Origin of the sequence: Kordiimonas sp., from assembly GCF_965216265.1 — a bacterium.
GTDB lineage: Bacteria > Pseudomonadota > Alphaproteobacteria > Sphingomonadales > Kordiimonadaceae > Kordiimonas.
Map to the genome: position 1 here is coordinate 2,685,747 of NZ_OZ244153.1, position 19,527 is coordinate 2,705,273.

At 54.5% G+C, this 19,527-nt stretch carries 24 protein-coding genes; 6 read left to right on the forward strand and 18 right to left on the reverse strand.

The window, feature by feature from the left end; genetic code table 11:
- Positions 1–5: 5 nt before the first annotated feature.
- The 9 genes from ACOOGA_RS12480 to pabB form a co-directional block, all read right to left on the reverse strand.
- Entirely contained in the window at positions 6–623 is a 618-nt protein-coding gene (locus tag ACOOGA_RS12480) for an energy transducer TonB (protein ID WP_417459837.1), read from the reverse strand.
- Positions 623–1,024, reverse strand: coding sequence for an ExbD/TolR family protein (locus tag ACOOGA_RS12485; protein WP_417459838.1), 402 nt, complete (start codon positions 1,022–1,024; stop codon positions 623–625). The genes ACOOGA_RS12480 and ACOOGA_RS12485 overlap by 1 nt, the downstream gene beginning before the upstream one ends.
- 61 nt (positions 1,025–1,085) lie before the next feature.
- Entirely contained in the window at positions 1,086–1,508 is a 423-nt protein-coding gene (locus ACOOGA_RS12490) for an ExbD/TolR family protein (RefSeq protein ID WP_417459839.1), read from the reverse strand.
- Between the two features lie 22 nt (positions 1,509–1,530).
- Positions 1,531–2,058 (reverse strand): MotA/TolQ/ExbB proton channel family protein, encoded by a 528-nt coding sequence (locus ACOOGA_RS12495; RefSeq protein WP_417455865.1) that lies wholly within the window; start codon positions 2,056–2,058, stop codon positions 1,531–1,533.
- Positions 2,045–3,409, reverse strand: coding sequence for a MotA/TolQ/ExbB proton channel family protein (locus ACOOGA_RS12500; RefSeq protein ID WP_417459840.1), 1,365 nt, complete (start codon positions 3,407–3,409; stop codon positions 2,045–2,047). Before ACOOGA_RS12500 ends, ACOOGA_RS12495 begins: the two co-directional genes overlap by 14 nt.
- A 2-nt stretch (positions 3,410–3,411) precedes the next feature.
- Positions 3,412–4,188 carry a DUF3450 domain-containing protein gene (locus tag ACOOGA_RS12505; protein ID WP_417459841.1) on the reverse strand — a complete coding sequence of 259 codons (777 nt, stop codon included), beginning with the start codon at positions 4,186–4,188 and terminating at the stop codon, positions 3,412–3,414.
- A gap of 641 nt (positions 4,189–4,829) precedes the next feature.
- Positions 4,830–5,024 carry a hypothetical protein gene (locus ACOOGA_RS12510; RefSeq protein ID WP_420428792.1) on the reverse strand — a complete coding sequence of 65 codons (195 nt, stop codon included), beginning with the start codon at positions 5,022–5,024 and terminating at the stop codon, positions 4,830–4,832.
- Positions 5,025–5,192: 168 nt separating this feature from the next.
- Positions 5,193–6,065 carry a fumarylacetoacetate hydrolase family protein gene (locus tag ACOOGA_RS12515; protein ID WP_417459843.1) on the reverse strand — a complete coding sequence of 291 codons (873 nt, stop codon included), beginning with the start codon at positions 6,063–6,065 and terminating at the stop codon, positions 5,193–5,195.
- A 9-nt stretch (positions 6,066–6,074) separates the two neighbouring features.
- Entirely contained in the window at positions 6,075–7,919 is a 1,845-nt protein-coding gene (gene pabB, locus ACOOGA_RS12520; protein WP_417459844.1) for an aminodeoxychorismate synthase component I, read from the reverse strand.
- Between the two features lie 259 nt (positions 7,920–8,178).
- Here pabB and ACOOGA_RS12525 point away from each other — a divergent pair, with 259 nt between their 5' ends.
- Both ACOOGA_RS12525 and ACOOGA_RS12530 read left to right on the forward strand, forming a co-directional pair.
- Entirely contained in the window at positions 8,179–8,820 is a 642-nt protein-coding gene (locus ACOOGA_RS12525) for a LysE family translocator (RefSeq protein ID WP_417459845.1), read from the forward strand.
- Positions 8,821–8,873: 53 nt separating this feature from the next.
- Positions 8,874–9,374, forward strand: a complete 501-nt coding sequence (locus tag ACOOGA_RS12530) for an MgtC/SapB family protein (RefSeq protein ID WP_417459846.1) — start codon at positions 8,874–8,876, stop codon at positions 9,372–9,374.
- A 50-nt stretch (positions 9,375–9,424) separates the two neighbouring features.
- Here the strand turns inward: ACOOGA_RS12530 and ACOOGA_RS12535 are convergent, their stop codons facing one another.
- Positions 9,425–9,814 carry an MAPEG family protein gene (locus ACOOGA_RS12535; protein ID WP_417459847.1) on the reverse strand — a complete coding sequence of 130 codons (390 nt, stop codon included), beginning with the start codon at positions 9,812–9,814 and terminating at the stop codon, positions 9,425–9,427.
- An 88-nt stretch (positions 9,815–9,902) separates the two neighbouring features.
- Between ACOOGA_RS12535 and ACOOGA_RS12540 the strand changes: the two genes are divergently transcribed.
- Positions 9,903–10,484: a hypothetical protein gene (locus tag ACOOGA_RS12540; protein ID WP_417460089.1), complete on the forward strand. Its 582-nt coding sequence runs from the start codon at positions 9,903–9,905 to the stop codon at positions 10,482–10,484.
- Between the two features lie 21 nt (positions 10,485–10,505).
- On the opposite strand, the gene ACOOGA_RS12545 is transcribed toward ACOOGA_RS12540, so the two are convergent.
- The 5 genes from ACOOGA_RS12545 to ACOOGA_RS12565 form a co-directional block, all read right to left on the reverse strand.
- Entirely contained in the window at positions 10,506–10,685 is a 180-nt protein-coding gene (locus ACOOGA_RS12545; RefSeq protein ID WP_417459848.1) for a hypothetical protein, read from the reverse strand.
- Between the two features lie 96 nt (positions 10,686–10,781).
- Entirely contained in the window at positions 10,782–11,735 is a 954-nt protein-coding gene (locus ACOOGA_RS12550) for a glycosyltransferase (RefSeq protein WP_417459849.1), read from the reverse strand.
- Positions 11,736–11,760: 25 nt separating this feature from the next.
- A complete protein-coding gene (locus ACOOGA_RS12555) occupies positions 11,761–12,900 on the reverse strand; it encodes an acyl-CoA dehydrogenase family protein (RefSeq protein WP_417459850.1) in 1,140 nt (379 codons plus the stop codon).
- Between the two features lie 168 nt (positions 12,901–13,068).
- Positions 13,069–13,416, reverse strand: coding sequence for a hypothetical protein (locus ACOOGA_RS12560; RefSeq protein ID WP_417459851.1), 348 nt, complete (start codon positions 13,414–13,416; stop codon positions 13,069–13,071).
- Between the two features lie 150 nt (positions 13,417–13,566).
- Positions 13,567–14,355 carry a hypothetical protein gene (locus ACOOGA_RS12565; protein WP_417459852.1) on the reverse strand — a complete coding sequence of 263 codons (789 nt, stop codon included), beginning with the start codon at positions 14,353–14,355 and terminating at the stop codon, positions 13,567–13,569.
- Between the two features lie 220 nt (positions 14,356–14,575).
- On the opposite strand from ACOOGA_RS12565, the gene ACOOGA_RS12570 reads away from it, so the two are divergent.
- Positions 14,576–15,082 carry a hypothetical protein gene (locus tag ACOOGA_RS12570; RefSeq protein WP_417459853.1) on the forward strand — a complete coding sequence of 169 codons (507 nt, stop codon included), beginning with the start codon at positions 14,576–14,578 and terminating at the stop codon, positions 15,080–15,082.
- 6 nt (positions 15,083–15,088) lie between these two features.
- Here ACOOGA_RS12570 and ACOOGA_RS12575 read toward each other — a convergent pair whose 3' ends face one another.
- From ACOOGA_RS12575 to ACOOGA_RS12585, 3 genes are read right to left on the reverse strand one after another with little or no spacing between them, the layout of a single operon-like run.
- Positions 15,089–15,616, reverse strand: a complete 528-nt coding sequence (locus ACOOGA_RS12575; RefSeq protein ID WP_417459854.1) for a hypothetical protein — start codon at positions 15,614–15,616, stop codon at positions 15,089–15,091.
- 31 nt (positions 15,617–15,647) lie between these two features.
- Positions 15,648–15,947, reverse strand: a complete 300-nt coding sequence (locus ACOOGA_RS12580; RefSeq protein ID WP_417459855.1) for an SCP2 sterol-binding domain-containing protein — start codon at positions 15,945–15,947, stop codon at positions 15,648–15,650.
- Between the two features lie 54 nt (positions 15,948–16,001).
- Positions 16,002–16,748 carry a hypothetical protein gene (locus ACOOGA_RS12585; protein ID WP_417459856.1) on the reverse strand — a complete coding sequence of 249 codons (747 nt, stop codon included), beginning with the start codon at positions 16,746–16,748 and terminating at the stop codon, positions 16,002–16,004.
- A 339-nt stretch (positions 16,749–17,087) separates the two neighbouring features.
- Between ACOOGA_RS12585 and ACOOGA_RS12590 the strand changes: the two genes are divergently transcribed.
- Both ACOOGA_RS12590 and ACOOGA_RS12595 read left to right on the forward strand, forming a co-directional pair.
- Positions 17,088–18,566: an EAL domain-containing protein gene (locus ACOOGA_RS12590; protein WP_417459857.1), complete on the forward strand. Its 1,479-nt coding sequence runs from the start codon at positions 17,088–17,090 to the stop codon at positions 18,564–18,566.
- Positions 18,567–18,575: 9 nt separating this feature from the next.
- Positions 18,576–19,466: a TIGR01459 family HAD-type hydrolase gene (locus tag ACOOGA_RS12595; protein WP_417459858.1), complete on the forward strand. Its 891-nt coding sequence runs from the start codon at positions 18,576–18,578 to the stop codon at positions 19,464–19,466.
- Positions 19,467–19,527: the final 61 nt, after the last annotated feature.

The window sequence follows — 19,527 nt, forward strand, 5'->3', positions numbered from 1 at the left end:
CCCAATTAGTCTGCAAGATCGAAGGAGAAGCGGTATTTCACGCCGGTCACCTTCTGCGGTTGGCCATTAACGACCTTAGGCTTGTACTTGAACTTCTCTGCAGCTTTTGTTGCAGCACGTTCAAAATACCCCTTCGGGTCAGCTTCAAGTATGAGGATGCTCTCAGGCGGTACAGTACCGTCTTCGTTCACCGTCAACTCAACGATCACATAACCCTCAATGCCGCGCTCCTGCGCACGACGTGGATATTGAGGCTGAACCCGTACCAGTGGCAGATAGTCACCATCCTGGCTTGGGCCGAGGTCGATGGAACCGAGATCCACACCAGAGCCAGAATTGGCGCGGCTGATGGAAAGGTTCATCTTGTTAGGACCGTCAACTTCAACCTGAGGCGTTTCCATCTCAGGCGGAGGTGCTTCCACCTCTGGCGGCTTTTCCACTTTACGCTCCATGCGCTGTGGTGGTTGGTCATCAATGTCTTCTACAACATCGATGAAACGCAACTGCTTGTCCTCATTCAGGTCTACTTCATCATTGAAGGAAACCAGGCTTTGCATCAGGAAAAACAAGCCAAAGGTTACGCCGGATGCGGCAATGAGCGACGAAATTACACGTGTAATCATTATTGTCTCTCCGCTGCTATGGCAATTTTTTCAACGCCTGCGTCGCGTATGGCGTCGTATACTTTCATCACCAAACCAGCCTTCGATTCGATATCGGCCTGAATAGCAACAGTCCCTTTCGGGTTTTCTGCATGAAGCTTCTCGATCGTCGTACGGACACTGTCGAGAGCGACTTCATTTCTGTTGATATGGATCTGGTCGTTTGGTGTTACCGCGACGAGAATGCTGACTTGCTTTTGGGCAAGGGCTGTCTCGGCGTTCGGTTTCACGACCTCGATCCCGGCTTCCTTCACGAAGACCGCGGTGACGATGAAGAAGATCAGCATGATGAACACGATGTCTAGCATCGGCGTCATGTTGATTTCCGCTTCCTCTTCTTGGTTTTGTGCGTGGTCTCGCATTGTTTTCTCCACTACGCCCCGAAAGGCGGCCCTTGAGGCGGGGGCAAGGCCCCCACCGGCTTTACTTCTTCTTGGGCGTTACGACGATTTTTTCCCGTGCGATGCCAATTTCCAGGGCATTGTCATAGATACGAATGACATTCCCTGTATGAGCACCTTCAGCAGCCTGGATAACAACCGGAGCTTCTGGGCGTTCCACGCTTTCTTTTTTGATGATCGATGCAACAGACGAGATATCAATGACACGGAAGTCGTGAGTGATACGGTTGTTGTTATCGATAACAAAAGCGATGGCACGCTTGTCGTCATCCGGTGGCGGAGGATCGTTCTGAGTATTGTTATCCTCCGGCTTGTTGATTTCCAGACCAGATTCCTTGGTAAAAGTGGCAGTGACGATGAAGAAGATCAGCATGATGAACACGATGTCCAGCATCGGGGTCATGTTGACTTCTGCTTCTTCTTCTGCCTTTGCGAATTTACGCATTGGTTAAACTCCAGTTCCTGGTCTAGTGATCAGTCGTCAGGCTATCTTCGAGACGCTCTGATTCGCGCTTAGCACGGCGTTCGATATAGGTGCTCAAGAACACGCCCGAGAGCGCAGCAACCATGCCCGCCATTGTCGGGATTGTTGCTTTTGATACACCTGCTGCCATGGCACGGGCGTTTGACGTCCCCTGCGAACCCATGACATCGAAAACCTCAATCATGCCTGTCACTGTACCCATCAGCCCGATAAGGGGGCAGAGGGCCACGAGCGTTTTGATCATACCCACACCCTGATTCAGGTTGTGGTGGACCTCAGAGATCATGGCGATGCGGATTTTATGCGCATACCAGGACCGCCGCTCGGCACGGGATTCCCATGCGTCAACAACACGATTCTTCTGCTTTTTGTACTCCAGCGCGAAGTACCAGAGACGCTCAACGATTAACACCCACATGATGAACGTGACCGCGAGGATCATGAGAAGGACGTCGCCGCCCCTCTCCATGAACGCACGGATCGCGTCGAATGCTTCGTTAAGCGCTAGCATTCGCATGCTCCTTCTCTGCGTGTACAGCAATGATACCAGCGGATTGCTCTTCAAGTACGTGGATCACGGACTTGGAAGCACCGGCAACAAAGGCATGCAGCAGCAGAGTCGGGATAGCAACAACGAGACCTTCAACCGTCGTCATAAGGGCAGCGGAAATACCGGATGCCATCATGGTCGGGTCACCAGCACCGAAGAGGGTGATAGCCTGGAAGGTTTCGATCATACCGGTCACAGTACCAAGAAGACCGAACAGTGGAGCTACAGCGGAGATCAGTTTGATCAAGACAAGGAAGCGCTCAAGGGCGGGCGTTTCCTTCAGGATGGCTTCGTCAAGCTTGAGCTCAAGTGTTTCAACATCAACGTTTCTGTTGTTGTCGTAAACAGCGAGAACACGGCCCAGCGGGTTGTCAGTGCTGACGGTGTCAGACTGGATCTGCCGGCGAACCTTGCCTTTAACGACCATGAGGTACAGCCACTGGGCAATTGCCATCAGAACACCAACCGCACCAAGTGCAAGTGTGATGTAACCAATTTCTTTACCCTGAGCGATACGCTCTTCAAGAGTTGGTTTTTCAACTTCCAGGTTCAGGAGCTGACCACGTGTTGGGTCAAGCGCAACGCCCGGCATACCGGAGTTAGCTGAAGTGAAGGAAGAAACCGTGTCAGTGAAGCGGCCTGAAGGCTGACGTTGCAGTTCTTCAACGGAACCGTCGTCCTTCAGAATGAAGAATTTTTCGCCGCTCATCAGAGCAAAGTCACCAACGCGGGTCAGCCGAATAACTTCCGTTGTACCGTCAACCATACGAACTTCGTGGTCGAACGTAACAACTTCACCTGAACCGATAGACTCGAGGATCATTTGCGCAGGCCAGGAACGAATTTCGTCAAGTGTTGGCAGTTCAGCACTGTCAGCAGCTTTAGCAACGAGATTGTCGATCTCAGCCATACGGTCTGGGTTGTCGATAGTAACGTGCGAGCCTTTGATAACAGCTTTCGCGTCACCAGCAGCTTGCTGAAGAACACCGAACAGCTCTTGCAGCTGACCAAGACGGTCGCGCTGGATCTCGAGCTGACGAGCAATTTCTTCTTCGTTTGTGCGGCGTGTCTCTTCGAGACGCGCTGATTCGCGCTCTAGGCGCTCTTGTTCACGGCGTGCATCGGCCAGCAGCGTTTGCTGTTGGTCTTTGCGTGCCTGGAACTCAGCTTCGCGGCGTTTATGTTCTGCGGATTCGGTTACACTACCTTCACGTACTTTGTTGAGAAGGGAACCGAGATCAGCGGTTTGGGCCTGGACGGCAACAGTTGCACCAAAGACCAGGACAGCAGCAGATGTCAGAATCTTTTTCATTATTACTTACCTTTCGGCGCCTGGATCGGAAGAACGACGAGGTCATAAGGAACCTGGCGGCGTGCCATCCGGATCATTTGTTTCACCGGGGTAGCAAATTCCGCATCAAGCTGTTTCCAGCTGCCGGTTGTCTTGTCCCAAGCTGCGCTCTCTTTGCCGTCTTTGGTTTGATAGTAGAAACCAACACGACCAATACGCGCGAAGTTAACGCTGCGGCCGTCGTCAAGAACGGCTTCATAGGCGTTAACAGTACGACCGTACTGTGTCTCAGCTTTGTAAGCCTCAAGCACAACACGGAAGCGTTCTGGGTCGCTTACGTTAGGATCGTCCATTGCATCACGTAGAGAATCGATGCGAGCGAGACGCTCCTCTTTTTGGAAAGGCACGTCTGCGTTGACGAACTCTTCGAGGTTCGAGATCATATCAAGCATCAACGGTGTGATCTGACGTTTAATTTCGTCGATCTGACCGATTGAGTTCTTGATCTTCTCGATCTCTTCTATCTGTTTGGTGATCACGCGGCGCTGTTGGGCATTGTATGCCTCCAGGCCCGCGTTGGTTTTAAGCACCGTTCTATATTCACCAAAAAGTTTGGAAGTGGCATCAGCAGTTTTATCAATGCTTTGCTGAGATTCCTGTGCGATTTGATTGGCCTGGTTGACCTCTTCTACGATCGACTTCAGGCGTGCATCTTGTGCGTTGGCAAGAGTTGCGCCGAGAAGGACCGAGGCAACCGCAGCCGTCGAGACAGCTATCCGTTTCACTTTAGCCTTATCCATTTTCTGCCCACATGGGTTTTAACAAAGCCGCAAAAAACTCTCCGGAGAGAAAATCCTGCAGCGGATTAAACCTTGCAAAGATGATGTGCCTTTGGATGGTTTATCCGCAGGCCTCAAAATCTTTACCCTATAAAATTGGGAGCAAGCCAACATACGACAGAACCCGAAACGAAATCGTTCGGTCTGACCAAATGTTGTTTCAAAAGGCTTTCCCGTACCTCTCCCAATTGTGCCGACCACCTCACGGATTAATTCCGCGTTATCTCTTTTGTATCTCGCCATCACTTGTCCCTCCTCGGGGAGGTGGGAGGACGATTTTTTATCATTGGTTCCGTGATTGGTGCACTTTCGTACCTCGACCCCAGAATGAGATGAGCGGTCCGGCTCGGTGCCTATCATCCAAGAATCTTCTGTGATTCCAAGCAAAAATTTCACTTTTCGTCTTTGAAGGGGGGTCAACATATAATTTTACTGCTTTCGGTATGGGAAATGATGACAGTTTTGTATATGTGATAATATAACTTTTACTGAAAAAAGTCAAACGTTTAGAAGTGCATCGCCAGCAAGGGTTGTGAATTACATCCAGCAGAATGTAAAAGTTTCGAAATAAACCTTAGTTTAGATTCGATTGGGCGAGTGCGTTATTTTTTTCGCTGCATTTCCCGAAGTGCCGCTACGACACCGTGCCACTGATTCTCGTTACTGATTTGTAACGCATGCTCCAGACCCATGTGGCCTGAAAGACGACGAGCGAGTGCACGACAGTCTTCGGAAATATTGCTATCTTCGAAATCCGCCGTTGGCACTGCGGCTGAACTTGCTGACATCGGACTCATACTCATACACCTCAACGTTACCTAGCGAGCTGCCATGAGATCCTGTGAATTCCCCATGAACAGGTGATTCATGACTGCAAATATCCTAGCTCGCAGTTCTAAAGAACGAGTTAATGCTTGGCTAAAAGTGAGGCGTTATTTGGGCGGGCCCTGGGGCCTATTTTTGGCCTACTGCGGCACAATACTGGTTGATATGACCTGAACGTGTAGCGACTCGAGGCCTTCGATTTCAATTTCAACTGTGTCACCGCTCTTCAGAAATTCGGGTGGGGTACGTCCGGCACCCACACCTGCGGGTGTGCCGGTGAGGATAATGTCGCCGGGCTGAAGCGCTGTCATGGCGCTGATGGTGGCGATGGCGGTCTCAATATCAAAGATCATGTCGGCGGTATTGCCGCTTTGCTTCTCATGCCCGTTCACGCGCGTGATGAGGCTGAGGTGAAGCGGTGTGGGCAACTGCTCAAGCGGTGTAATCGTCGGACCAATAGCGCCGGAGCGGTCGAAGTTCTTGCCCAGCGTGAATTGGCTGGTGCGTTTTTGCAAGCGTCGAAGCGACCCATCGTTCGCGGTTGTGACGCCGAAAACGTGTAACCCAGCATCTCCGTGCGTGATGGCGCGCCCGGCTTTCCCGATAACCACAGCTAGCTCGCCTTCATAATCGAAGGTCGATTCGCTTTCCGGAAACTCGATTGTCCCGCCATGGCCAACAAAGCTTTGCGGAAAGCGTACAAAGATATCGGGTGCGGCTGGCCCACCTGGCGTTGTCATGCCCATCTCACGCGCGTGGTCGGCATAATTTTTACCAACACAGAAAATGCGACTTGTACGGTCGATTGGTGGCAGGAAAGAGGTTTGGCCGAGCGGTTGCCATGTGGTCGAGGCCTTAGCGCCTTGTTCAAGCTTGGCCCATTCATATTCGGCAATCAGGGTGCCTATATCCTGAGGAGCGTCAGGCAGAATGTGGGAGACGGGCAGGAAGTTGGTGCCTTCTACCAGCGCGAGAACCTGGGCATCATTAAACAGCAAACGGGCTAAACGCATCGGGGTCTCCTACATCTCTACCAGGGCGAGCGTGACCTCACGCAGCCCTCTTACACTGTTGCCGATATATATCGTGTCGGCGGACAAAAGCATCGCCTTTGAAATGGGGCGCACGTTAACAGCCGGGTCTTCACCATCCAGAAGGCTGGTGCGCAATACGCCAGGTAACACGCCCGCCTCAAGGGGCGGGGTGTACCAGCGACCATCACAAACAATAAAGACCGTGCTGATCGCGCCCTCGGTCAACTCGTTATGCTCGTTGAAGAACAGAATATCCGCATATTCGGCTTTGAATGCACGAGCATAGGCACCATCGTAAATCTTGCGGTTGGTGGTTTTATGCGCGAGGAACGGGTCGCCTGAGGCGACACGTTCTTTGGCTAAACAAACGGTTAGCGGCTTGGCGGGCGAGGCTGGCAGCAGTGTACTGGTAATGGAAACCGAACCACGGGGCCCGGAAAGCACCCTGACCCTGCGGGGTAGGTCTTTATCTTCAAAAGCGGCGGCGTGGTCTTCCAGTGCGTCCCTGAGGCCTGCCTCATCCACATTGAAGTTGAAATAGGCAGCACTGGCCTTGAGCCTGCCTAGGTGCGCAGCCAGCATATGGTACTCACCACTCTGGTCCAGCCTCATGGTCTCGATCAGGGAAAAGTCTTCAGCCTGTTGCTGCGCGAACCGGGCTTTAAGCAGGCACTCATCATATTCATTTTCTGTATTGCTATCGGCAACAACACCGCTGCCCACACTCATCCGGCCTTTGCCGTTTTCATCCAGCACAACGGTGCGAATTGGGACGTTCAGGCACCAGTGGGCACTTTGGGTCTGGATTTTGGGGCTGAAATGCCCAATAGCGCCACAGTAAATGCCGCGAGGTGATTTCTCTAACTCACCAATAATCTCGAGCGCACGCACTTTTGGTGCACCGGTGACGGACCCGCAGGGAAACAAAGCTGCCAGTAGCTGGGATGGCGTCAAACCTTCCGGCACGGCCGCTGTTACCGTTGAGGTCATCTGATGCAGGGTCGGGTACCGCTCGACCTCAAAAAGCGCAGGTACGGTAACGCTTGCGGGCAGGGCGATGCGGCTGAGGTCGTTCCTGATCAGATCAACGATCATCAGGTTCTCGGCGCGGGACTTGGCGTCTGTCTGCAGGAAGTTGGCCTGTGCGGCGTCTTCCTCATTGTTGCGGCCCCTGGGGGCTGTGCCCTTCATGGGGCGAGATGTCAGTGCGTTGCCGCTGCGTTCCACAAACAACTCAGGCGAAAGCGACAGAACCCGCCACGCACCGGTGTTTATCAGGGCACCAAACGGCACGGGCTGATTGTGCCTCAGGTCTTCATAAAGTGCTAAAAAGTCACCGTCGAGGTCGGCGGGTAGCTGAAAGGTGTGGTTGATCTGGTATACATCGCCCGCTTCAATATAAGCGTGGATACGAGCCAGTGCTTCCGCATAGCTTTTTTTGGTCTCCCCGCTTTCACCGAAGTTCAGGTTCGATGGGCGGCCATTTCCTCGCCGTGCCCGGAAAAACATGTCCGTCAGTTCATGGGCGGCAAGTTCCAGCCTATGCTCGGTTGCCATCATCCATATAAGCGGTTCAGGCGCTTTGTTTTTGATGACAGCGCTCAAGCGTGGCTCAAAATGCGCGGCACATTCATAGGATATCCAGCCGGCGACATGAAGGCCTTGTTGCTGCAAAGCGTCAATGCTTTCAAGTGCTGGGCCAACTTCGTCAAAGCTGTGTGCGGTGACAATTTCTTGTGGGCTATGAAACAGAAGGGAGTGCCCCGCAAGATGCGGAGGTCTGCTATCGTCGAGCAGAACAAAAGGCTCCTGTCTCAGATGGGCTGCCGTCACGTAAAAATGCCTCAGTAGAAAACACCTGTGGCTCCAAGAGCCTCGCGGGCACCTTATGTGCCGACGGAGCGCTCACGTCAACACGCAGCGCACCCTCATAGCGGAAACTTGAAGCAGATGGTGACGCCGCGCTCACCGACCTGACGTCCGCGTTGCAGGAAAAATAGCTACGGGTAGGGCGGCGATAGCAGATTGAAGCAATCATCCAGATGCTGCACAATGCATGCCCGTCAGTTAACTGCAGGCAAAAGGTTGTGACATGCCGTCATTTGAGCATCTGATACCATTTTTTATCGCCACGGCTATCTTCGCGTTTGTGCCGGGCCCTGCGATTTTATATACGGCCGCACAAACACTGGCGCGAGGTAAACGGGCTGGCTTTATGGCCGCACTTGGCATCCACTTCGGGTGCTATGTGCATGTGATTGCAGCAGCCCTTGGGCTGTCCGCCATATTCATTCACGTACCAGCGGCCTATATGGTGGTGAAAATAGTGGGTGCTGTTTACCTCGTTTGGCTTGGCATCAGCTTGATAAGGCAAAAAGTGGCCAGCGAGATGCCTGTAGGGGCCGGGGCATCCGGTGCACCTAAAACAGCCCGTCGCGCGTTTATTGAAAGCATGTGGGTAGAAATCCTCAACCCCAAGGTCGCGATCTTTTTCATCGCCTTCCTGCCGCAGTTTGTTGATGCGGCGGCGGGGTTGCCCGTGTGGGCGCAGTTCCTTGTGCTAGGGGCTTTTGTGAATATCTCATTCAGCACAGCGGACGTGGTGGTGATCATGGCGGCAGACAAGGTCGCGCGGAAAATGAAGTCGTCTGGTGCAGGGCCAAAGATTGTGCAGGCGCTTTCAGGTGTCACGCTTATTGGCCTTGGTGCACGGCTCGCGCTTTCCGACAAATAGGCTTATTCGCTACCCGCCAGAATTTCGTCAAGAAGTACAGCCATGCTTGGTGCATGGAAAACATTTTAGCTGAACTTAGTCTGAGCATCGTCTCTGGTCGTGAACTGCTGTTGCGCGTCGGGCTGGCCATGCTTTTTAGCGCGGTGATCGGCCTTGACCGGGACCGCAAGAGGAAGCCCATGGACTTCCGGGCCTTCATGATCATTGCCGCCAGCAGCTGCGTTCTGGCTATCATGGGGCAGGAGCTTTATGCGGACTATGCCCATGTGGGTGAGCCGGTGCTGGTTGACTTATCCAAAATCATCTCAGGTGTGATGACGGGGATCGGCTTTTTGGGTGCTGGTGCAATCCTTAAGCGGGGGGACAATGTGGTGGGTACCGCCACGGGTGCCAGCATATGGGCGTCCGGCGCGATTGGCTTGTCGCTCGGTTTCGGGTTTTACCTGCTCGCGGTCATGGCTTTCATCGCAGTGTCGCTGACGCTGATCATTGGCGGGTTTTCCATGCAGCATGTGAGAGGTGAAAGTGACGAGGAACGCGGCAAAACGTCTTGATGCCGGGATGATGGAGGCGCCGTAACGGTCACCGCGCCTCCGGCGCATGATTATAGCAGATTGTAGCCGTCAAGCAGACCAATGATCGATGCCGCAAGAATAGAAAGCCAGGACAGGATAGTGCCCCAGAAGCGGAACGGATTAGCCCCTTCAAAGCGCCCAAAGGTCAGCCCATGCATGAAGCGGCCAACCACAAAGGCGGCAGCCAGCACCAGAAGAAGCACGGGGTTTGCCTCGCGAAACTCCAGAAGGCCCAGCAGGATGAGAAAGAAAGGTGCAAATTCTGTCAGGTTGCCATGGGCGCGGATGGCGTTGGCTAGCATTTCATCGCCACCGTCACCAATTGAGACCTTGGCACGTTGCCGGTTTTTTGAAACCCTGACAGAAAGATGAATGAGCAGCAGGCCTAAAAGGCTTGCAGAGATAAGGGTGATCGTCATATGCCCTCCCCAGACATTGTCCGCTGCATTCATTTGCAGCAGACTGTAAAACTGGGGCTGGTGCCAACGTTGGTCAAGGGGAATAGCAGTGAAAGACCGCTTTAGAGATTGGAACCTGTATCACAAATCGGTGGTGGCTGCGCTGGCGGCCTTTGCGGTGAGTGTGATCTTCCGCCTGATTATCGTGATTGATGCGGGTTTTGAAATCTCTGAAGAAGCCGTGCTGCCTTATAGCGCTGAAGCCATCTGGCCCTGGGCCACAAGTGATGAGAACCGGGAACGCTGGCAGGCTGAGCTGATTGACCTGCAACGCTTGAAAGGTGAGGCGACCGAGACGGACGCAACCCGGCTTGTTTTCTGGCGGAAGCGCGGCAAACGGTGGCATGCCATGGAACAAACCAGCGAGGTTTTGCCGGGCCGGGTGTTTGCGACCATTCAGGAATCAGACAATGACCAGCGCTGGTTCCGTATTGAGCTGAAACCAGAAGGTGAATGTTCAACGCGTGTGTTGATAACCGAAGTTATCCGGCCCAAGGCCTATAATGCACGGTTCTGGTTTTTCAGGGAAAAGGACGACCACGCAGAGAAGTGGGAAACCTCATTGGAGGCGCTGGATCGCTGGTTGGAAAAGAGAGCCCCTGCATGTGTGGCAGATGCCCCTCAAGGGTAACGAGGTGGTCTTTGCGCGGCCTTAAGCGTTGGCAACCTCAAAATCGGTAAATTCCCACTCGTCGATATTTTCCATCTCGGCCAGAAACAGGTTTTCAGCTGCGACCACAGCTTCTTCTTCTGTGCCTGCATTCACCTCGGTAACCCAGTAAAAAGTGCCATGGGGCAGGTTCGCTTGCAGGGTGACTCTCTGACGGGCCATTGATGTGTCCTTTGTAAGTGCAAGATGGGGCGCCGGAGCGCCGTACTTTTGCCCGGTCTAGCATGAAGTGTGACGGCCTGCAATCAGTGTTGGCGCTTACTCGGGCGTGATGGTTTCCCGGCGGCGAAAGGCCGCGTTCAACTCGTAATAATAGGCCATGGGGTGGCGCTTTACCGCCTGAAAGACTTTTCTGGCGCTTTGCACAAAAGACCGACGGCTCGTAAACACACGTTTGGCAGACTTGCCTTCCGGCAGGGCTTCCAGAAGCTCAAAATACTGTGCCTTTTCTTCCGCATCAAACAGGATTTCCGCGGTCGCCAGTTTGTTGAAATGGAAGTATTGCACCTTGTCTTTCCACGGCGCGCCGCGTCCGTCCCGGTAGATATGGCCGATTTCCACATCCCTGATCAGTTGGCAGTTGCCGCCCGAAAGCCAGGTTTTGATACTGATCAGCGCTTCTTCCCCGCCATACCTGTGAAGGCCCCTGTAGCCACCGATGCTGAGGAAAAAATCGCGGCTGACAGCATAGTTGCCGCCCAGCACGCAAGGCACATAGGCCGGGCCGTCACCTTCGATGGGGTAGATGTTCCAGTCCGGTTTCAGCGCCGCATTAAAATTATCCGCGCCGAAGATCATGCTGGCCCCGTGCCCAACGGGTGCGCCAGAGGCTTCGCCCCCGGTTTTCAGGGGCCTGCTTTTGGTGCAAAAGAGCGTGGCGGGATGCTCAAAGATCATCTCATTGACGACAGTATGCCAACCTTGTTCATAAAACCGCATATGAGCATCAAGGAAGATGACATTGTCCGTTTTGGCCCAGCTTGCACCCTTGTGGCGGCTATGGGCCGGGCCGATCTGGCTTTCGTTCAGAAGATACCGGCAGCCGTACCTGTCTGCGACGCTTTCATAATCGAGTCCGTCATCCGAGGCGTCATTGATCAGCAGGATATCTATATCATCGCCGCAGGTTTCACGAAGGCCGCGCACCGTCGTTTCAACTTCCTCGCCTTCATTGGCAAAACAGATGACAGCGGTAAGGGAGGGAAGTGACATATAACCTGCTTGATAATAGCGCCCGCTAAAGCGAACGGCCGATAAGTTCCTTCATGATCTCAGACGTGCCGCCATAGATACGCTGTACCCGGCTATCGGTGAAATGATGGGCGATTTCATACTCTGCCATGAAACCATACCCGCCATGCAACTGCACGCATGTATCCACGATACGGCCCTGCATCTCGGTGGTCCAGAGTTTTGACATGGCGCCGCCCACAGCATCAAGTTCACCCTTCACATGGCGCGCCAGGCATTGGTCGATAAAGGCCCAACCAACATCGATCTCGGTTTTCATTTCAGCAAGCTTGAAGCGGGTGTTCTGGAACGCAGCGATCGGGCGGCCAAAAGCCTGCCGCTCTTTCACATAATCAAGCGTGATATCAAATGCGCGCTGTGCCCCCGCCATGGCGATAACACCGATGGACAGCCGTTCCTGTGGCAATTGCTGCATCAGATACATGAAACCCGCGCCCTCGTGCCCGATGAGGTTGGTGGCGGGCACACGCACTTCGTCAAAAAACAGCTCGGACGTATCCGACGAATGCTGGCCAATTTTCTCAAGGTTGCGGCCACGACGGAAACCCTCCCGGTCGCATTCCACCACCACAAGGCTCACGCCCTTGGCGCCTTCCTTGGGGTCGGTTTTGCAAGCGACAATGACAAAATCACAGTTCTGGCCATTGGAGATGAAGGTTTTGGATCCATTGACCACATAGTGGTTGCCATCCAGCTTTGCGGTGGTTTTGATGCCCTGAAGGTCACTGCCGGTGCCGGGCTCTGTCATGGCGATAGCGCCGACCATCTCGCCTGTGGCCATTTTCGGCAGGATGCGTTCCTTGAGGTCGTCTGAGCCGTAGTGCAGCAGGTAGGGCGCTACAATGTCTGAATGCACCGCAAGGCCCGCGCCGCCCGCGCGGTTATAAACCTGTTCTTCGTTGATGATGCAGTTCAGGCGGTAGTCACCACCAACACCGCCAAATTCTTCCGGCAGTTGGGGGCAGAGGATGCCCGCTTCGCCCGCCTTGTTCCAAAACTCGCGGGGAACCTGGCCCGCTTTTGACCATGCTGCCGCGTGCGGCGTGGCTTCAGCTTCAAAGAATTTACGGACAGCATCCCGGAAAATATGGTGCTCTTCATCGTAAACGGCGCGGCGTGCAAGCATGGATCATCCCCTTGTTTTATTGGTTGGAAATGAAGATGGGGCGGCAAGTGGGGGCTGTCAAATTTTATGGACGCTATAGTCCAATAATGTCAGGCGATTGTGGGCAGCGCACAAAAAAAGGGGCTCTGGAAGCCCCTTACTGGTCACTCTGGTGTGGGTATCGCTCTTTTAGCTGTCCTGACGGCGGTAAGCCCGGATCGCTTCATTGAGCTTAACCTGCAGGTCACGCCGCTCGTTGTGGATCTGGGTGAGGTCTTCATCCCAGCGGGCTTTCTGTTCCTTGGTCAGGTACGGCAGAATAACCGGCGCGCGTTGGTCCATACAGGTCAGATACTCGTCGACGGAGCGTGAATAAGTCAGCACAGCATCACGGGCATCGCGGATATCATCAGCGGATGCACGGCTGCCGTCTGGTACAGGTGGCTGCTGCATTGGCGGCTCGCCACAGTCTAGCGCCATGGCTGGCAGGCTTCCAAACAGTGCAGCGGCAAATACAAGAGACAAATGTTTTTTCATCGGTGCACAATTCCTTTGGTTAGTGCGGTATTCAGGCCCAAGCGGCGATATCTTACAGAATTTATTCTCCTGTGCAAATACCCCGGTAACCCGGCCCACAGGTGCGAAAAAGGGCAGGCAAACGGCCCACCCTTTTCACCATATTTCTGCTTAGTCGCTCTTTGCGGCTTTTTTCGGGGCAGCCTTTTTAGGCGCAGCTTTTTTAGCGGCAGTCTTTTTTGCAGCTGGTTTTTTGGCTGCAGCCTTTTTCGCAGGTTTTGCCTTTGGCTCGTCTGCGGTGTCGTTTGCTGCAGGGGCTGCGGTCGGCGCTGCTTCAGCGGCGACTTGTGCGGGCGCTGCTGCCTGAGCGGCTTGTGCTGCCTGCTGTGCTTCCATTGCCTGGCGGCGCGCTTCGTCTTCCGCTTTTGCCTGCTCAGGGAACATCTGGCGGTAAACAGCGTTTACGCGGGTTGCCACGTCTGTCAGTGCGTTGGCAACAGCCTGCAGGTTATAGGCAACACCGCGATACCAGTAGATGCGGGCTGCAGGGTTATAGGCGCGGTAGATACACGCGTCTGGTGTCTTGCCGTCCCCAACCGTTGCAGGGTCACCCACAAAGTCAAAAATAACCTGTTGGCCGCGTGTGTCTGTGATCCATTCCTCAAGCTTCTCGTCTGAACGCTCCCACAGTTCGCAAAGGCGACGGTCGTTCAGCGGGTGCTTCTCCGGCAGCTGCAGCACTTTCCTCAGCGCTTCGCCGCGAGCGCGAGCGCGGGCACGAGTTGGCCACAGCACAGATGCGATCTGGCTGCCGGGAATGAGAATCATTTGGCCGCCATAAAGGATGCCGGACCCCATGCGGTTTGTCATCGCCTGGTTGAAGATGTTGAATGACGCTTCAGCATGCAGGCACTGGTTTCTAAGTTCGTGAATGTAAATCGCGAGGGTATTATTATCCATGTCAACTTTTCGCTTTTATCTTGAGTTTTATCAGTGAGCCCCCCTTAAGCACCTTCCCTCTCTGCCGAGCAGGTAGCCAGAACACACCGTTTGCGGCTTGAGCGATAGCACAGCAATCGGGGGCATTCCAGCAACTATTAGCGGCTTTTTGCGGTTCTGCGTTGCCTTTTGGGCCCATAGCGCGATAAATTGGTGTGGGTGAAAATTTTTGGGTGCTTGAATGGCGGATGCAACATTTGCCATGAGGTCGCAGTCTGCGGCCCCTATAACGCGTACGGAACGGGCAGGTGCCCGGCCCTCTGGCGCAAGCGAAGCGCGGTCGGGGGAGTTCTCCCGTAGCCTGTCTTCCGATAGCTCTGCCCTTTCTTCCGCCTCTGCCGTCAGTACGGCTTTTCAGGACAACAGCCCACGGCCGGGCAGTGGTTTGCTTTCAACCGGGGTGCAGTTTGCCCTTGCAGAGACCAGAACACAGGAAGCCAGCGCACCGCTGCCGCCTATCTCAAGCCTTGGCCGCGCGCGGGACAGTTACCTGAATGTGCAGGCAAGTGTGAGGGAAACAATCGCGCTCAACCGCCAGTTCGCAGCGCTTACCTCTGGGCAGGAAGCCAGCCCGCAGGGACAAACGGCTGCGGCTAGCGCGCTCAGCAACACCTCAACAAACAGCGTTGTTGCGAGCAGTGCATACGCGCAGCATAGCGATGATGAGTTTGATAGCGAAAGTTACTGAGAACCGTTAGTTCACGAGCCGTGACGAGATCATCCTGATCCAGCGTGTGACACGCTCTTCATGATCCTCGGCGTTGCTGTCACCCACGGGTGTGCGGCTGTAGATCACCATTTCACTGGCGTAATTGCCCTTGTCGATAATGCGGACTGTAACAACAGACGGTAGGCTTTCGCCGGGCAAACGCTCGGTGAAATCAAACTGGTTGGCCATGGGGTCGAACCGGAAGGTGCGCACCGTGGGCATGTTGTCGGTATAATCCGCAAGCGCGAGCCGGAGGGTCTGGGCATCTACCTCAAAGCGGGGGGCAGGGCCGTCTACTTCCGCGTTCGCGCACAGGTCCTTGCTGCACAGCAGATAGCTCGGGTCGTCAAACGCACGATTGAGCGCATGGAAGTCAACAGGGGGCAAAGTTCCTTCCTTGCCCCCGAAAATTTTATCGCCGCCGCCAGTTTGCACGAGGATGTATAGACCAACCCCCGCCAGAATGACCAGAACACTAAGGCCTATGGCCGCGCTGCGAAATTTTTCAAACATATCAACCTGTTACTTTGGCCGTTTTCTTGGCTTATCCGAGGATCGAGCCAAGCTGCATGGCAAGGCTCATGTCGCCTTCTACACGCAATTTACCGGTCATGAAAGCCATCTGCGGGTTGAGGTTGCCCTCCGCGATCTGGACAAAGTTGTCCATGGTGACTTTTACGGTGCAGTCAGCTTCCGAATCAGCGTTATCCACCACTGTTGGTGAGGATTTTCCGTCGATACGCACAACGCCGTCATCGCCAAAATCAAACTTGATGATGGCGGTGAGAGGTGAGTGAGCGCCAATGCGGGTGCGCAGTTCGTCTGTAATTTTTTCTAGTGACATTATGGTCTCCCTGATGAATTTGATGAATATTGGACGGACCAGTCCAGAAATCAATCAGTTATTGCCGTCGTCGTCTTTTTCATCCGATTTTTTCTTGAGCTTGCCGACAAGACCACCAAGCCCCTTCTCAAGCTTGCCGCGCGCGTCATCAGCAATATTCTTCAGTTTTTCCGGTGCGTTAGCGGAAATCAGCGCCTTGGCGATTTGCGGCTGCAGCACGTCCATCACATGGCGGGCGATCTCGCTGGGCGCCAAGCCTTTCTCGTCCGTCCCTAGGTCGGTGAGGGTAAAATCAGCGAGCTTGATGCGCTCGTTCACGTCCATCAGGCCCCCCTCTGTCGAGACCGCAACCTCAGGTGCCTTCACCACCATTTCCTTGATGGTGAGCGTAACGCTGGAGGGCGCGTCGTCCGTCGCGGTATAGCCAATGCCCTTTTGCAGGGCGTCAAAATTTGTGAGCCTGCCTTTGGTGCGGGCATCCAGCACGGGGGCTTCAATATACATGCGGTCAATGATGATATGATCTGACATCAGCGTCTTGGTTCTGAGCTGCATGTCAAAAACCCCAAGCGATGCGATAGCACCCTCGCCAAAGCCTTCAGGCTGGCCAATGGTAAGCCCCTTGATGCCAACCTTGCCGGAGAAGGGGGAGAGCCTGACGCTATCAACCTTCACGTCCACCTTCAGCACGTCCGGGCCGGTGGTTTCAACGCCGGTTTTCACAATAGAATCAAGCTGGTAATAGGCAAATGCCGCCCCGCCGATGATCAGGACAAGAAGCAGGAGGAAAAACTTTTTCATCTATATGTCTCCGTCGCAATGTGCTTTTTCAAAGCATCGTATCAGATAAGCGTCCATTCGGCCCGTGACATTGGCCTCGTTCAAACGCTCATACCACATCAAAACTGGCGGGTGTATAAAAACACCGAAGCAGACGCGTTTCACGACGCCACACAGGTGGTATAAGTGTGACGGTTTTTGTGGCGCAGGTGTGGCGGAATGTCCGCGCAAAAATTGAGGGTTTTGGCCGATTTTGCCCTTTCAGGTGTGGCGTGCTGCAACAAAAGTCTTAACCTCGTCTGTTCCATGTGCCAGCATGGGCACCGAGCATAAGGGCTTAGGAAAAAGGACACGGAATTCATGGCGATCATGACACAGCTTTTGCTGTTGGTTTCCTATGCAGTTTTGGGGGTTGCGGTTGCGGTGATCCCGCCCCGGGCTTTTGCCTTCCCTGGTGATCTTTCCCTGGCCCTTGGCCTGATGGTGTTTTTTGGTGCCTGGCAAATCCAGATGTGGTTGATCAACCGCCGTGCCGAAATAAGCGCTGACGAGCGCCTGGGCAAACTGGAAGACATTACCGCGATCCTGAGGAAAGACCTCGAGCGCACCCGTCGCCACGGTGAAAAGGGTGATGAGAAAAGCGACCAGCTGGTTTCCGAGCTGAAGGTGTTGCACACGCTGCTCACGCAGGTGATGGACCGCGAGATTGAGTTCAGCGACAAGAAAGCTGCGGGCGGCAAAGGGAAGCCAGAGAAGGGGTCGGGGAAAAAATCCGGCAGCGACGAAGATGCTTTGGCCCTGAGCGCAGACACCGACGTGAAACCTGCTGGCAGGAAAGCGCCCACCAAACCAGCCCCTGAGGAGGAGATGGAACCCGCCTCAGACGAAGAGCTGGAAGAACTGGAGCTGACACCGGAGGAAGCCGCCATGGCGGTGGTGGATGAAGGCACGGATGAGGTTGAGCGTGAAGACGCAGACGCTGCCGCCGGGGACGTTGACCCCGATACGCTGGACGACACCACACCGAACCCGGCTGCAAAAGCGACCCCGCGCGGCCTGAGCCGCAAGAAAGCCCAGATCAGGATCATCAAGCGGGAAGACCAGCTTCTTTCCGTGGTACGCAACTCGCTTTCTGAAAACCGGGTAGACCTTTACCTGCAACCCATCGTGGGCCTGCCCGCGCGCCACACCAAACATTATGAATGTTTCTCCCGCGTGCGGGACGACGAAGGCCGCATCGTGCTGCCGCGCCAATATATGAAGGTGGCTGAAAGCAAGGGGCTTATCGGCACCATCGATAACCTTTTGTTGTTCAGGCTTATCCAGCTTGTGCGCCGCATGGGCAAACGCCGCCCCGGTGTGCGTTTCTTCTGCAACATGTCGAAACACTCAATGGCGGATGAGGAATTTTTCCCGCAGTTCATTGATTTCATGACCTCCAACGAGGAGTTCCGCGACAGGCTGGTATTTGAAATAAGCCAGGCAGATTACCTGAGCCTCGACGGCGAGGTGAAAGACAGGCTGCTGACGCTTGGGCGCAAGGGTTTCGGCTTCTCGATGGATCTGGTGAAAGACTTCAATCAGGATTTTGCCCTTCTGGGTGACAGGCACTTCCAGTTCGTGAAATCCGACCTTGGCGACCTGATGGCCAGCCACCCGGATGACGGTGATGTGGAAGCGGTTAAATCCTTCCTGCGCCGCAAGGGCATGGAGCTGATCGTCAGCCGTATTGAAAGCGAAGACATGGTGCTGCAGGCCCTTGAAAACAGGGTTGAATTTGCGCAGGGCTACCTGTTTGGCGAACCCACTTCCGCCAATGATATGAACCGAGAACTCTGAGAGTAATTTATGCCCAACAGCACCGGTGCGACGGTTGCCCTTGGTGGTGGCCTCAGCGACTTTAAAGACGACCTGTCCCTTGTGATTTGTGACCTGTGGGGGGTGATGCATGATGGCATCACGCTCAACGGCGGCGCGGTTCACGCCATCACACAAGCGCGCACGCACGGCATCAGAACCGTGTTTCTCTCGAACGCACCGCGCCCCCGCACCCACGTGCGGGAGATGCTTGAGAGGATGGGCCTGCCCACAGCGCTCAATGATTATATCGTCACCTCGGGCGGCCTCGCGCGCGATGAGGTGCGGGAGCGCTACAAGGGCGCGCGGCTCTACCATATGGGGCCAGAGAGCGACCACAACACGGTGGACGGCCTGCCGGTGGACAAGGTCAAAACCCCCGATGAAGCCGACATTATTCTGGCAACAGACCTGGATTTTTTTGAGGTTGAGACCCACAGGCCGTGGCTTGAGAATGCCGCCGCGCGCGGTGTGCCCTTCCTGTGTGCCAACCCTGACCGCGTGGTGCATGTGGGGGAAAAGCTTTACCTGTGCGCGGGTTCCATCGCAGACCTCTATACCGAAATGGGCGGCGAGGTGCACTGGTTCGGCAAGCCGATGGCAAGCGCGCTCACGTCCTGCCTCAAAGAAGTTGGACTTCCCGGCGATACACCGCCTGAGCGCATCATGATGATTGGTGATAGCCTGCAAACCGATATGGCTGGCGCGCGGGCTGCGGGCTATAAGGGGCTGTTTATCGCGGGTGGTATTCACCGCCGCGAACTGCCTGAGCTCTATAGCGCGGCCCGAGGGGCAGATAAGGTGCCTGTGGGAACCTTCCAAAACATATTCGGCGCGGGAAAGGCTGTTCCCCATGCCGTTCTCGAGAGTCTGGTTTGGTAGGTGGTGTGGCAACGCCAAAGCTAGCAACTGTATTTTGAACTGTACGATTGCGAGAAGTATT